Raw genomic sequence first — 13,585 nt, 5'->3', positions numbered from 1 at the left:
CCATCGTCATCGGCAGAATCCATGACCCACAGGGAGTTCAGTCTATGAAGACTTCACAACGGGCATTCGCGATCATCGTCGCGTCCCTCCTCTCCTTCGGCGGTATCGCCGCAGGAACTGCCCCGGCCGCGGCAGACACACCGGCGTCCACCGATACGCGACCCAACTATCACTACACACCGCAGCAGAACTGGATGAACGACCCGAACGGGCTCATCTACTACGGAGGCAAGTACCACCTCTTCTACCAGTACAACGCGACCGGCAACACGGGCGGCAACGCCTCATGGGGACACGCGGTGAGTGCCGACCTGACCCATTGGAAGCAACTACCGATCGCCATCCCCTCCGATGCTGATGAAGAGGTCTGGTCCGGCAGCGTCGTCTACGACAGCAAGAACACCAGTGGGTTCGGCGCAGGGAAGAAGGGCCCCCTCGTCGCGATCTACACGAGCGCACCGCGGGCCACCGGCATCCAGCGGCAGTCGCTCGCCTACAGCACCGACGACGGCACGACGTGGACCAAGTTCGCCGGCAATCCCGTCCTCGACATCGGATCGCACAACTTCCGCGACCCCAAGGTCTTCTGGTACGCCCCCGCTCACGAGTGGCGCATGGTCGTCGCGCTCTCCGATCAGCACAAGATCGCGGTCTACGGATCGAGCAACCTCACGGAGTGGACGGAGAAGAGCGAATTCGGCCCGGACGGGGTCACTTCCGCTGTCTGGGAATGCCCGGACCTCTTCCCCCTCCAACTGGATGGCAAAGCAGACTCGACGAAGTGGGTCCTCTCCGTGAACGTCGCAGGAAAAGCGGAGTACTTCGTGGGCTCGTTCGACGGCACCACCTTCACCAACAGTGAGCCGCCGTACACGGCGCCGGCCGGCACTGTTCTCAACGACTTCGAAGGGACGGCATACGGCCCCGGCTGGGTGACCACGGGCACAGCGTTCGGCGACGGTCCCGCCCGCAACACCGGGGCCTCCGGCAACCTCGGATCCGGTTACGTGGACACCTTCCACAACTCGGATGCTGAAACGGGCACCCTGACCTCGCCGTCATTCACGATCGACAAGAAGAAGCTCAACTTCCTCATGGCAGGCGGAAACCACCCGTATGTCGAAGGCGGTTCGATCAGCGCTCCCCCGGGCGATACCTTCCAGGATTTCGAGGGGGACTCCCTGCCCGGATGGACCGGAACGGGCGATTTCACCACGATCGCGCCCTCGAAGGAGAACCTGGGCGGCCAGCTCGGCAGCGGTGTCCTCGACACGTGTCAGGCAGGCTGCGACGCCGCACAGGGGACCCTCACGTCGCCGGCGTTCACCGTCACCCACCCCTACATCGACCTGTTGACTGCCGGAGGCCGGCACCCCTGGGGGCAGAGCAACCCGACGGCGGTCAATCTGGTCGTGAACGGCCAGGTCGTCGCCAGCGTGACCGGCAACGACTCCGGCAGCATGGACTGGGTCCACATGGACGCGTCGGCGTACCTCGGGGAGACCGCCACACTCCAGGTCGTCGACCAGAACGATGGCAGCGCCGGGTGGGGTCACATGATGGTGGACAACATCGTCTTCTCCGACGCGATCGCACAGCCTTGGAACAGCGAAACCGGCGCAAACCTGCTCGTGAATGGAAAAGTGGTCCGCACGGCTACCGGCAATGACAGCGGCACGCTGGATTGGAGAAGCTGGGATCTGAGCGACCTCCAGGGACAGCAAGCCCAGGTGCAACTCGTCGACCTCAATTCCGGCGGGTGGGGCCACCTGATCGCTGATCAGTTCACGCTCTCGGACCAGGCAGCCCTGAGCTCCACCCAACGGGCTCACTGGATCGACTATGGCCGCGACTTCTACGCAGCCGTCACCTTCAACGACGCACCGTCGAACCAGCGCATCGCGCTCGCGTGGATGAACAACTGGGACTACGCAAACACGATCCCGTCCGCGGGATGGCGGGGAACGCAGTCCGTCCCCCGGATCCTCTCCCTTCGGACGGTCGACGGACAACCGCGCATCGTCCAGACCGTGGCCCCACAGGTGAGCGCTCTCGCTCAACTCAAGCAGCTGCAGATCGCCCCGCCGACCACGATCCCGGCGGGAACCAAGAAGCTCAAAGCGACCACGACCACGAACGCCGTCCGAGTGGATGCCGTTCTGGCTGCGGGAACGGCGAAGAACTTCGGGCTGCAACTCTTCCGCTCTGCCGACGGTTCGCAATACGTCGGAGTGTCCTACGACACAGCGACGAAAACACTGAGCCTGGACCGGACCCACGCCGGGAACGTCGATTTCAATCCGGCTTTCCCCAGCGCCGACTCAGCGGTCGTTCCTCTGGATCATGGTCTGCTGCGGCTGGAACTGTACCTGGACAAGACCTCGATCGAGACGTTCGCGCAGAACGGGCGAGCCTCCCTCACCGATCTGGTCTTCCCCGGGCCCGGAAGCAACGGTGTGGCACTGACGGCCGCGGGCGGCACTGCCGGCCTGGTCCTCCTCACCGTGACGCCGCTCGCCGATGCGATGAACGGCGCATACCCCGGCTGACTGCGGAAGCGGGCGCRGCCTTCACAGGTCGCGCCCGCTTCTCCGCGCTCCGCCGCCGCACCCGCACGTCCGCCCCGCTGAGCGCTAAGGTCATACCTATGGTGACTGACTCCACCGCCGCGACCCGGCTCATCCCCCAGCGACTCCCCGCTGCTCGGTTGGGCGTCGCCGTGGTCGCCGAGCTGGTGGAGATCATCGTGACGGGGCAGCTCAAGGAGGGTGACCTCCTTCCGCCGGAGGGTCCGCTCAGCGAGCACTTCGGCGTCAGCCGGACGGTGCTGCGCGAGTCGGTGAAGCGGCTGGAGGAGAAGGGCCTCGTCATCGTCTCGCAGGGACGCGGTACGCAGGTGCAGGCTCCCGGGTACTGGAACATGCTCGATCCGGTCGTGCTTTCCGCGTTGATCGACAACGACGAGAGCCTCGGCGTCCTTGATGAGCTCACCGTGGTCCGGGCCAGCCTGGAATCCGCGATGGCCGGCGCGGTGGCACAGGCGCGCACGTCGGAAGAGCTTCGCCGACTCGAAAACGCGCTGACCGCGATGCGGGAGAGCGAGTCGGAGACCGATTCGTTCCGGCAGGCCGATGTCGTCTTCCACTATGCGCTGATGGAGATCTCGGGCAACGGCCTCGCCGAGAACATCGCGAAGCACCTTTACAAGCGGGCGGTCGAGTCGAGCCGCTACCAGGGCATCAACCCACCGGACGCGGTGTCCCTCACCCTCGACGAGCACGCCGCGATCGTCGACGCGATCTCCCGCGGGGATGTGACCGGCGCCGAGAAGGCGATGCACGACCACATCCACGACTCGTGGGAGCGGCGGCGGTTGCCCGACCATGCGCCGCGCACGCGCGACGCGAAGAAGACCCGTTCGAGCGAGCTGGGCGCTCAGCCGAGCGAGTAGACCGAAGCGGCCGTCCCGCCGAGAACCGCCGAGCGGTCGCCCGGCGAGAGATGGGTCAGCAGTTCGTCCACCGCATGTCGCCAGGCGGGCGCGCCCCCGCCGAGCTCGGCCAGCGGCCAGTCGGAGCCGTACAGCAGCCGGCCGGCGCCGAATGCGTCGAACGCGGTCGTGACGACCGGCCGGAGGTCAGCAGCGGTCCACGCGCCGGGAGCGAGCCCCGAGGTGAGGCCCGACAGCTTCGCCGATGTGTTCGGCAGTGCTGCGAGCGCCCGCACGCCGTCCTCCCATCGGGCGGGGTCCGCGTCGTCGGCGAGCGGGCCGCCCAGGTGGTCGAGCACGAAGCGCAAGCCAGGATGCCGGCCGGCGACCGCGGCGGCTTGCCGTAGCTGCCAGTCGCGGACGACGAGGTCGAATGCGAGGCCCGCCTCCTCGAGCTCCGCGAGGCCCGCACCCACCTCCGGCCGAAGCAGCCACTCCGGGTCCGGGTCGATGTGGACCAGGTGGCGCACTCCGACGATGGGGACATTGGCGGTCCGGCGGGCGCGGTCGAGCTGCTCCGCCACGTTCGTCTGCAGGTCGACCCACACCACCACCCCGGCGACGACGCTCGGGTCCGAGCGCACCAGCCGGAGGCTCTCCTCGAGGCTGTTGCTCGCCTGCACGACGATCGCGCTGTCCATGTCGGTCGACGAGAGCATCGTCGCCAGGTCGGCCGTCCCGAAGTCGCGGTCGATGGCCGCCATGGTGACCGGATCGATCCAATCCTGCGGGTCCGACGCCCGGTTCCAGAGGTGGACGTGGGCGTCGATGCGCGCGGTCATCCCAGGTGCCACACTTCGTCGAGCGGCTGCCAGAGTGCTCCCGGATCGCGTTCCTCCGCGATCCGGACCTGGCACGGGTCGGTATGCGTCAGCCACTGCTGCGTCACCGGGTCGTCATCGATGCGCCGCATATCGGCCTCGTAGTCGTCCCCCACATACTCGTAGTAGCCGAACAGCGTGTCGCCGAACGCATAGATGCTGTAGTTGCGGATATTGCCCTCGCGCAGCTTCGCCTCCACGTCCGGCCACACGGAGCGATGGAGTTCCAGGTACTCCTCGCGCTTCTCGGGACGAACGCCGACCACGAACGCGAAGCGCCGCGGTTCGCCGCTCACGAGACCCTAGCCGGAACGGTCGGGTCGTCGATCACGTCGGGCTCTGCCACCAGGCGCAGGGCCGCCCGCTCGGGCCGGACGTGGGGACCGGTCGCAGGGGGGAGAAGCGACGAGCCGGCGTCGGAGATCTCCGACTCGTTGACGATGATGCCGAGCCCTGGGCGGTCGCCCAGCACGATTCCTCCGTCGTCGAACTCCTGGTCCACATCCAGCCCGACGGGGAAGCGGAGATCCTGCACCTCGAAGGTGAGCAGGTTGGGCACCGCTGCCGCCGCGTGCGCGACCGGATTGGTGTTGAACGCCACCGGGCTCACAGGGAGGTCGTGGCCGTGCGCCAGTGTCGCAACCCGCAAGAAGTGGGTGATGCCCCAGACGTTGCCGACCTGGACGATGTCAAGCGCGTTGGCGTCCAGCAGCGGACGGTACTGCTCCAGACCGGTGAGGTTCTCACCGCTGGCGATCGCCGCCCGGATCTTGCCCCGCAGTGCCGCCATCCCCGCGGCATCCCAGCGCCGCAGCGGCTCCTCCACCCAGGTGAGGTCCATCCGTTCCTCGATGGCGCCGATGTAGCGGGCCGCCTGCGCGTGATTCCACGACTCGTTCACGTCGAACATGATGGCGGGATGCCGGGAGTTGCGGCTGAGCACCTCGCGCATGATCTCCAGGCGCGGGAGGTCCCGATCCAGGTCACGCCCGCCCTTGAGCTTTCCAGCCTTGAAGCCACGATCAGCGAACTCGCCGTACAGCTGCACCAGCTCGTCGTCGGTCAGGCCGTACTCGAGCCCGGACGCGTAGCCGGGCACGAAGCGCTCGCGAGCGCCCAGCGTGCGCCACAACGGCTCGTCAGCAGCCTTGGCCTTGAGGTCCCAGAGCGCCATGTCGATGGCGCCGATCGTGCCGAACGTGCTGCCCGAGTGGCCCGCCTTGAACACCCAGTCCAGCATCCGGTCGTAGAGGGCGACCACGGACCGCGGGTCCTCGCCCTCGACCGCGGGGAAGACCCGCGCGATGTCGGAGTGCGCGCCCATCCCGATACCCTCGAGCCCGCTGTCCGTCTCCAGGATGAGAATCGGGACGGGAGTGGTGTCGCCGCTCTGCACACCGTTGACGTCGCCCGTGACCCGGCCCCAGTCGTGGACCGTCATGATGCTGCGGTAGCCGGTGATCTTCATCGGTGGTTCTCCTTGCGTGTGGACGCGGTCATTCCTTCGTCCCTCCTGCCGTCATCCCCGAGACGAGGAAACGCTGGGAGAAGAGGAAGACGATGAGGACGGGCAGGATCGACACGATCGTGGCCAGCGCCAGGGTGGGTAGCTGGACCGAGTCCGATCCGGCCGAGCTGGGGTTGAAGGCGGGCGTCGCCGCCAGCAGCGACGTGAGCCCGACCTGAACCGGATAGCCGTCGCTGGACGGCAGCATGACGAACGGCAGGAAGAAGTTGTTCCAGTTCTGGACGAAGCTGAAGAACGCGACCAGGGCCACCACGGGCGTAGCGAGCGGCAGGGCGACGCGCAGGAACACCTGAAGCTCGCTGCAGCCGTCGATCCTGGCCGCGGCCAGAAGGTCGCGGGGGATGCTGGTCGAGAAGTAGATGTAGGTCAGGTAGACGCCGAACGGGAAGAACGACATCGGGAGGATCACCGAGAGCGGGCTCCCGATCAAGCCGACGGTGTTCAGCTCCAGGAAGATCGGCAGCACCAGCGCGGTGCTGGGGATGAGCATCACCACCAGGGTCAGCACCAGGATCGCCTTGCGGAGGCGGAACTCGGTCAGAGCGAGAGCATAACCGGCGGGGATGCTGACCAGCAGGGTGATCAGGAGCGCGCCGACCGTGTACAGAGCCGAGTTGCCGATCCAGGTCGTCACGGCTCCGTCCTGGAACCCGAACAGCTGGTTCCAGTTGGCCACGAAGTCATCCCACGACCCGAGCGAGAACGGGTTGTTCACGATCAGCGCATGCGACGACTTGGTCACCGCGAACAGCAACCAGACGATGGGAATGGCGAAGAACAGGACGAAGAGGACCAGGATGATGCCCGCGATGGAGCGCCCGCTCCACCCGCGCAGGTTGGCGCGACGGCGATCGCCGGTGAGTGCTGTCATGGTCATTCCTTCTCGAAGAGGCCGCCGCGGGTGACGAACACCCAGGAGAGCAGGAGCGCGACGATCAGCAGAATGAGCGAGATCGCGGCGGCGCCGTTGAAGTCGTTCTGCTGGAAGGCGTACTGGTAGGCGAGCTGGTTGAGCGAGTAGTCGTTGGGCACGACCGCGTTGCTGGCCTGGCTGAGCAGCTGGGGTTCGACGAACAGCTGCGTCCCGGCGGCCAGCGACATCACCCCCATGTACGCGATCCACTTGCGCAGCATCGGCAGCTGGATGCGCAGCGCGACCTGGACCGCGTTGGCCCCGTCGATCCGGGCCGCCTCGATCACCTCGGTGCTGATGTTGTTCAGCGCGCCGTACATGATCACGATCCAGCCGCCGGCTCCCGTCCAGAACGCGATGATGGCGAAGATTGCGGGAAGGTTCCCTGGCTGGATCACCTCCACGAAGCTGTTCAGCCCCATCAGGCGGAGCAGCCCACTGACCGGGCTGGCGGTCGGGTCGAGCACGAACAGCCAGAGCAGGACGCTGGACGCACCGGCGAGCGCGCCCGGCAGGTAGTAGATGAAGCGGAACGTGGTGCTGGCCCAGCGGACCCGGAGCGCGTGGACCACCAGGGACAACAGCACCACGAAGATGAGGAGGGCGATCAGCCAGATGATGAGGTAGATCGTCACGTGCAGCACCGCGGGCCAGAACCGGAAGTCGGTCACAACCTTGACGAAGTTGTCGAGGCCGGCGAATCCGCCGTCCGTGTTGGTGAAGGCGAGCAGCACCGCGTAGAGCGCCGGGAGGATACCGAACGCGATGGCGAGCAGAGCGTAGAGCGAGACGAAGACGTAGCCGACCGGGGTACGCCCGGGCGCGCGGCCGCTTCGCCCGACTGACCGCCGGCGCTCTGCAGCGCCGGCGGCCAGCTGATCGCTCGGAGGAGCGATGGTCATATCAGTTCACCTTGTATCCGTCGACCTTGGCCTGGTTCTCGATGGCCTGCTGCCAGGTCGGCAGGAGGCTGACGATCGACTTGCCGCCGGTGATGGCGGGCGTCATCGTCTTCGCCCAGACCGCTTCCTGACTGAAGATGCCATATCCCCAGCCGTCCCAGACCTGCGAGGCGGCGGTGGCGACGGGCTGCAGAGATGTGGCGAAGTACTTGCTGGACTCCTGCTTCTCCACCCACTTCTTCGCGGCAGCGGCGTACGCCGGGTATCCGGGCGCGACCTCGACCTGGTACGCGTCGTCCGTCGTGACGAACTGGGCGAACTTCTCAGCGGCTTTCAGGTTCTTCGAGTGGCTCGAGATGAACCAGGTGCCGCCGCCGACGTTGCCGGTCACGGCCTTGTCCTCGCCCTTCCAGGGAAGCGGAGCGGCGACGCCCAGCTCACCGGCAGGCACGTTCAGGGACTGCGGGTTGTTGAAGATGGCGCCGGCGTACCAGGCCGGGCCGGGCATCATCAGCACCTTGCCCGCATAGCTCTTGACGAACTCCGGAGTGAACACGCTGATGTTGGGTACCGTGCCGTTCTCGCGCAGAGTGTCGAGCATCGACGCGGCACGCTTGCACTCGTCGCTGTCCGTCTTCACGGTCACGGCCTTCGGGCCGGTGATGTCGTTGGCCTGGCACTTGCTGGCCCACATGAACACCTCCGGCGTCCACGCGTCACCCGCGGTCCCGACGATGTAGCCGGGGTGCTCCTTGGCGACCTTCTCGCCGAGCGCCTGGTACTCCTCCCAGGTGGTGGGAACGGTGTAACCGAACTTGTCCATCTGGGCCTTGTCGTACCAGAGCACCGCCTGAGCGAGGTCGTTGCGGAGGCAGTAGACGTGTCCCTCGACCGTGCACGGGTTCAGCGCGCCCGGGGTGAAGCCGTCGAGCGTGTCCTTGGGCACGAGACCCTTGTCGAGCTGGGCGGCGAATGCCTGCTTGCCGTTGGTCTTCTGGCTCGCCCAGGATGCGTCGTTGTTCTGGCTGGAGAACACGACGTCCGGCCAGCCGCTGCCGGCGCGATCGAAGAGCTGCATTTTGGTGCGGAACGAGTTGGACCCGTTCGCGGAGCCGTCGTAGGTGACGACCTTGATCTTGGTGTCCGGGTTCGCCTTCTCGAATGCCTTCGCCGCGGCCTGACGGTCCGCGTCCACCCAGACGGTGATCGTCGAGGAGGTGTCCTGCTTGGCTTCGGGAAAGCCGTACGACCCGTTCGCCGAGCTCCCACCGGTACTGCAACCGGTGAGAGCCAGGAGCGCCGTCGCGGCGCCAAGTGCGGCCACGGTCAGCGCCGAGCGACGGCGTGAACGCACCACAGTGTGGATTCCGACCATGAGATGTCCTTGTCTTGTCGACTTCGTTGACGACTCCGAGGAGGCGTGGTTCGACTATAGAGCATACGTATGATGTTTGCCAACACCTCAGCGGGCGACCGGATCCGCGCCATCGAGCAGGGCCAGGTCGTCAGCGCGCGGCATGCTCTCCCAGTCGCCCATGCCCGTGCAGGCGAAGGCTCCGGCCGCTGTGGCGACCCGCACGCACTCGGCCAACTCGTCGCCGCGGAGCCACCCTGCCAGGAAGCCGGCGACGTACGCATCCCCCGCGCCGACAGTGTCGACCACCGGGACGCGAAGCGCCGGGCGCTCGGCCCGTTCGATCGCGCGACGTGCGATGCTTCCGCTCGCCCCTCGCTTCAGCACCGCGGTGGATACGCCCAGCGCCAGCATCCCATCAAGCAGGGCCTCGCTGTCTTCCGGGTCGGCTCCGGTCAGAAGCGCCGCCTCGTCCTCGCCTGCGAAGCAGAGGTCGGCGGCGGACGCGAGCTCGCGGTACAGAGGACCGGGGTCGCCTGTCCGCCAGAGTGCGCTGCGGTGGTTCACGTCGAACGACACGGGCACGCCGGAGGCGCGGGCACGCTCGATGACGGCCCGCACGGTGTCCCGGGCGGAATCCGAGAGGGAGGCTGTGATGCCGGTGACGTGCACCAGGGCCGCGGTATCGATGAGGACCGGATCGACATCCTCCGGCTGCAGGCGACTGCCCGCGCTGCCCGCCCGGTAGAACCAGACGCGGGTCGTGTGCGGCGTCGGCTTCTCCTTGACCATCAGCCCGGTCGTCGCGACGGGATCCACGACGGCCCGCGTCTCCACTCCCTGCCCGCGGATGTCGCGCACTACTCTCCGGCCGAGCGCGTCGGCTCCCACCCGCCCCGCCCAGACCGTGCGGACGCCCAGCCTGCTGAGCCCGATCGCGACATTGCTGTCGGCTCCCCCAGTGGCGATGCGCGCGGAGTCGACGTCGTCCAAGCCTCCGATCTCGGAGGCGCGGAACAGGCCCATCGTCTCGCCGAAGGTCAGGACGTGCCCGCTCATCCGGCGGCCTCCACCGCGTTACGGCAGAGCTCTGTCACGGCCGTGAAGTCGCCCGCGGCGATAGCAGCGCGCGGCACCATCCAGCTTCCGCCGACCGCCGCGACCGACGGCAGCGCCGCATAATCGCGCGCCCGGGCGGCGCCGATCCCGCCGGTCGGCACGAAACTCATGTCGGGGAAGACCGACGCCAAAGCGGAGAGGGCGGCGGTGCCCCCGGAGGCCTCCGCCGGAAAGAACTTCACCGTCCGCAGGCCCAGGCCCCGTGCGCGCATCACCTCCGTGGCCGTCGCCACCCCCGGCACGACGGGGACGCCCCGCCGCACGCACACGGCGACGACGTCCTCGGCCAGACCCGGACTCACCACGAACGATGCCCCGGCGTCGATGACCGCCTCCGCCTGCCCGGCATCCAGCACCGTGCCGGCGCCGACCCGCAGACCGGCGATGCGGGCCATCGACCGCAGAGCGTCGAGCGCCGCGGGCGTCCGCAACGTTATCTCGGCCTGCCGGATGCCGCCCAGGAGAAGGGCCTCCCCCAGCCGCTCTGCATCTTCGGCGCGGTCGATGACCACCACCGGCAGGATCGGATCGAGCGCGATCATCGGCCGAGCCACCCGCCGTCGACGGGGAGGATCGCCCCGGAGACGTACCGTGCGGCATCCGACGCAAGGAAGACGGCCGCTCCGCCGAGGTCTTCCGCACGCCCCCACCGGCCCGCGGGGATCCTCTCCAGGATCGAGCGCGAGCGATCGGGGTCGTCCTGCAATGCCTGCGTGTTGTCCGTCGCGATGTACCCGGGCGCGATCCCGTTGACCGTCACGCCGGCCGAGGCCCACTCGTTCGACAGTGCGCGCACGAGTCCCGCGACGCCTGACTTGGCCGCCGCATATCCGGGAACGGTGACGCCGCCCTGGAAGGACAGAAGGGAGGCGGTGAAGATGATCCGGCCCGAGCCGGCCTCCAGCATCCGTGTCCCGATCGCCTGGCTGAGCACGAAGCCGCTGGTGAGGTCCACCTCGAGCACCTCGTCGAACCAGTCCAGTGGATGCTGCACAGCGGGCGCCCGACGGATGGTGCCCGCGTTGTTCACCAGGATGTCGACGGGCCGCTCCCGGGAACCCAGGGCTGCGGCGAACTCCGTCACCTGCGAGCGGTCGGCGAAGTCGACCCGGTGTCCTTCGAACTCACGCCCGAGCTCGCGCACGCGGTCGCCGATGGCCGACGACGCCGGATCGAGCGTCGCCGAGACGCCGATGATGTCCGCCCCGGCGGCTGCGAGCGCCTCCGCGATGGCGAAGCCGATCCCGCGCTTCGCCCCTGTGACGACCGCGAGCCGGCCACTGAGGTCGAACGGATTCACGATGCCACCTCGACCAGGAGCTTCATGGCCTGTCCCGCTTCGAGCACCTCGAACGCGGAGGCCACCTCCGTCAGCGGCACGACACTGGTGATGAGGCGGCCGGCCGGAATGGCACCCTCCGCGACCAGTTGGACCGCACGCTCGAAGTCCGGGCGCTCGTACACTCGGGCCCCGAGAATCCGGAGTTCCCGCCAGAACAGGCGATGGAGGTCGATGGGTCGCGGCTGCGAGTGGATCGCGACGACCACGAGCGTGCCCCGCACCTTCGCAAGCGAGGTCGCACCGAGCACTGCGGCCGCAGAGCCCGACACCTCGAAGACGACGTCCGCTCCGGCTCCCCCGGTCCAGTCCTCGACCCAGGCGACCTGGTCGACGGACGACGGGTCCACTGTCTGCAGCCCCATCTCGGCCGCGGCCGCACGACGGTTCGGATCGATCTCCGCGATCACGACGTCGGCACCGAAGGCGGTGGCCACCGTCGCGATGAGCACGCCGATCGGTCCGGCGCCGATGACCACGGCTTTGTCGCCCGGCGCCAGCTCGGAACGGCGGACATCGTGCACGGCGACGGCGACCGGCTCCACCAGGGCGGCGTCCCGCAGCGAGATCTCCTGCGGAAGGCGGACCAGCGTCGACGCGGGGACGTTCCACGTCTCCTGCAACGCCCCCGGGGTGTCGATGCCGATGAAGTCGAGGTTCTGGCAGATGTGCTGATTGCCGGCCAGGCACGCCGGGCAGGTCCCGTCCCAGTCCAGAGGCATGACGGTCACAGCGTCGCCGACCGCCCATCCCTCCACGCCGGAGCCCAGCTCGAGGATGGTGCCCGACATTTCGTGCCCGATCGTCGCCGGCATGGTCACCCGCGCATCCATGTCGCCGTGGAACACATGGAGGTCGGTTCCGCAGATCCCCACGTAGGCCACCGCGATGCGCACCTCCCCCGGCTTCAGTTCGCTGGGTTCCTGCTCCTCGACCGTGATGGTCCGCTCACCTGTGTACTTCGCCGCCAGCATCGCCGGGTGCTCCTTCCTCATTGAATCCTTGGACCATCCAAACATAATACGTATGCTCATTGGAATAGACTGGGCACATGACGTCGTCGCCAGCGCTACCCACCCGAGCCCTGCGGAACGGGACCGAGATCACCGAACTCGGCTTCGGAGCAGCCCAAATCGGCAACCTGTTCCGCGAGACGACGGAGGAGGCTTCCCAGAGGGCGGTCTCGTCCGCCCTCGACGACGGCATACGCTACTTCGACACCGCGCCGCACTACGGGCTCGGGCTCTCGGAGGGGCGGCTGGGCAGGGCGCTCCACGTGACGGCTCGGGATGCCATCGTGCTCTCCTCCAAGGTCGGCCGACTTCTCGTGGACAGTCCAGAGACGGCGGATCGCCTGGACGACGACGGGTTCGTGGTCCCCGCCGCCACGCGGCGCGTCTGGGACTTCAGCAGAGACGGCATCCACCGTTCGGTCGAGGCATCACTCGCCCGGCTCGGCACCGACCGGCTGGATATCGCCTACCTGCACGACCCGGACGACCACTGGGACGCCGCCTCCACCACCGGTGTGGACGCGCTCATCGAGCTGCGCGACCAGGGAGTCGTCGGGGCGATCGGGGCAGGGATGAACCAGTCGGCGATGCTGACCGAGTTCGTCCGTCGGACGGACATCGATGTCGTCATGGTCGCCGGCCGCTTCACTCTGCTCGACGCGTCGGCGCTGGACGACCTGCTCCCGCTCGCCGCCGAGCGTGGGGTCGGCGTCGTCGCCGCCGCCGTGTACAACTCCGGGCTGCTGAGCTCTGAGACCGTGGACCGCGCCGCGCACTTCGACTACGGCGCCGCCCCCGAGGCGGTCATCGATCGCGCCGTCCGGATCGCGGACGTCTGTGAGCGGCACGGCGTGAGCCTTCCGGCGGCCGCGATACAGTATCCGCTGCGCCATCCCGCCGTGGTCTCGGTGGTCACAGGGATGCGCACGGCGGACCACGTCAGCAGCACGGTCGCGCGGTACCGGGCGGAGATCCCCGCAGCGCTCTGGGACGAGTTGGATGCGACCGGCCTCGCGCCGGACCCGGCACGCCGCGCAGACAACTCGGTCTAGAGAGAACATCATACGTCTCTTGCTGTAAAGGTCATACGTATGATAACCCTGTTC

13 protein-coding genes are annotated in these 13,585 nt (G+C 67.7%); 3 read left to right on the top strand and 10 right to left on the bottom strand.

The window, feature by feature from the left end; translation table 11 throughout:
- The first annotated feature begins 44 nt into the window (after window positions 1-44).
- A complete protein-coding gene (locus AB4Y74_RS02100; protein ID WP_441797468.1) occupies window positions 45-2,549 on the top strand; it encodes a GH32 C-terminal domain-containing protein in 2,505 nt (834 codons plus the stop codon).
- Between the two features lie 98 nt (window positions 2,550-2,647).
- Window positions 2,648-3,451, top strand: a complete 804-nt coding sequence (locus AB4Y74_RS02095; protein WP_441797467.1) for a FadR/GntR family transcriptional regulator — start codon at window positions 2,648-2,650, stop codon at window positions 3,449-3,451.
- Here AB4Y74_RS02095 and AB4Y74_RS02090 read toward each other — a convergent pair.
- The 10 genes from AB4Y74_RS02090 to AB4Y74_RS02045 all read right to left on the bottom strand — a co-directional run bounded on the left by AB4Y74_RS02090 (window position 3,436) and on the right by AB4Y74_RS02045 (window position 12,461).
- On the bottom strand, window positions 3,436-4,272 hold the full coding sequence (locus AB4Y74_RS02090; RefSeq protein WP_441797466.1) for an amidohydrolase family protein: 837 nt from the start codon (window positions 4,270-4,272) through the stop codon (window positions 3,436-3,438). The genes AB4Y74_RS02095 and AB4Y74_RS02090 overlap by 16 nt on opposite strands.
- Window positions 4,269-4,607 carry an L-rhamnose mutarotase gene (locus tag AB4Y74_RS02085; RefSeq protein ID WP_441797465.1) on the bottom strand — a complete coding sequence of 113 codons (339 nt, stop codon included), beginning with the start codon at window positions 4,605-4,607 and terminating at the stop codon, window positions 4,269-4,271. The genes AB4Y74_RS02090 and AB4Y74_RS02085 overlap by 4 nt, the downstream gene beginning before the upstream one ends.
- Window positions 4,604-5,779, bottom strand: coding sequence for a mandelate racemase/muconate lactonizing enzyme family protein (locus AB4Y74_RS02080; RefSeq protein ID WP_441797464.1), 1,176 nt, complete (start codon window positions 5,777-5,779; stop codon window positions 4,604-4,606). Before AB4Y74_RS02080 ends, AB4Y74_RS02085 begins: the two co-directional genes overlap by 4 nt.
- Window positions 5,780-5,807: 28 nt before the next feature.
- On the bottom strand, window positions 5,808-6,710 hold the full coding sequence (locus AB4Y74_RS02075; RefSeq protein WP_441797463.1) for a carbohydrate ABC transporter permease: 903 nt from the start codon (window positions 6,708-6,710) through the stop codon (window positions 5,808-5,810).
- Between the two features lie 2 nt (window positions 6,711-6,712).
- The gene (locus tag AB4Y74_RS02070) at window positions 6,713-7,654 is read right to left on the bottom strand and encodes a carbohydrate ABC transporter permease (RefSeq protein WP_441797462.1); all 942 of its coding nucleotides are present in this window, start codon (window positions 7,652-7,654) and stop codon (window positions 6,713-6,715) included.
- A 1-nt stretch (window position 7,655) separates the two neighbouring features.
- Complete coding sequence (locus AB4Y74_RS02065) at window positions 7,656-9,029, bottom strand: ABC transporter substrate-binding protein (protein WP_441797461.1); 1,374 nt, start codon at window positions 9,027-9,029, stop codon at window positions 7,656-7,658.
- Window positions 9,030-9,116: 87 nt separating this feature from the next.
- Window positions 9,117-10,067: a sugar kinase gene (locus tag AB4Y74_RS02060; protein WP_441797460.1), complete on the bottom strand. Its 951-nt coding sequence runs from the start codon at window positions 10,065-10,067 to the stop codon at window positions 9,117-9,119.
- Window positions 10,064-10,669, bottom strand: a complete 606-nt coding sequence (eda, locus tag AB4Y74_RS02055; RefSeq protein WP_441797459.1) for a bifunctional 4-hydroxy-2-oxoglutarate aldolase/2-dehydro-3-deoxy-phosphogluconate aldolase — start codon at window positions 10,667-10,669, stop codon at window positions 10,064-10,066. Before eda ends, AB4Y74_RS02060 begins: the two co-directional genes overlap by 4 nt.
- Window positions 10,666-11,427, bottom strand: coding sequence for an SDR family oxidoreductase (locus AB4Y74_RS02050; RefSeq protein ID WP_441797458.1), 762 nt, complete (start codon window positions 11,425-11,427; stop codon window positions 10,666-10,668). Before AB4Y74_RS02050 ends, eda begins: the two co-directional genes overlap by 4 nt.
- Entirely contained in the window at window positions 11,424-12,461 is a 1,038-nt protein-coding gene (locus AB4Y74_RS02045) for a zinc-dependent alcohol dehydrogenase (RefSeq protein WP_441797457.1), read from the bottom strand. Before AB4Y74_RS02045 ends, AB4Y74_RS02050 begins: the two co-directional genes overlap by 4 nt.
- 56 nt (window positions 12,462-12,517) lie before the next feature.
- On the opposite strand from AB4Y74_RS02045, the gene AB4Y74_RS02040 reads away from it, so the two are divergent.
- A complete protein-coding gene (locus AB4Y74_RS02040) occupies window positions 12,518-13,531 on the top strand; it encodes an aldo/keto reductase (RefSeq protein ID WP_441797456.1) in 1,014 nt (337 codons plus the stop codon).
- Window positions 13,532-13,585: the final 54 nt, after the last annotated feature.

This window comes from Leifsonia sp. RAF41 (genome assembly GCF_052114085.1).
GTDB lineage: Bacteria > Actinomycetota > Actinomycetes > Actinomycetales > Microbacteriaceae > Leifsonia.
Note: the sequence above shows the minus strand (reverse complement) of the source record. Positions and strands in the feature narration are given on the sequence as shown.